The sequence below is a fragment of the Shigella sp. FC1967 genome (assembly GCF_001743005.1).
Classification (GTDB): Bacteria; Pseudomonadota; Gammaproteobacteria; order Enterobacterales; family Enterobacteriaceae; genus Proteus.
The window spans coordinates 1-332 of the sequence record NZ_MIIZ01001479.1; the positions used below are offsets into that span (position 1 = coordinate 1).

At 55.1% G+C, this 332-nt stretch carries 1 rRNA gene; it reads right to left on the reverse strand.

Annotated features, from left to right (window positions below):
* Positions 1 to 332, reverse strand: a 23S ribosomal RNA gene (locus tag BHE89_RS23175); the annotation flags it as partial.

Sequence of the window (332 nt, forward strand, 5' to 3'; positions counted from 1 at the left end):
TCCTTTAGGTCACTCAAGGTGACAGGGAAGACTCATCTCGAGGCAAGTTTCCCGCTTAGATGCTTTCAGCGGTTATCTCTTCCGCACTTAGCTACCGGGCAATGCCATTGGCATGACAACCCGAACACCAGTGGTGCGTTCACTCCGGTCCTCTCGTACTAGGAGCAACCCCCTCTCAATCTTCCAACGCCCCACGGCAGATAGGGACCGAACTGTCTCACGACGTTCTAAACCCCAGCTCGCGTACCACTTTAAATGGCGAACAGCCATACCCTTGGGACCTACTTCAGCCCCAGGATGTGATGAGCCGACATCGAGGTGCCAAACACCGC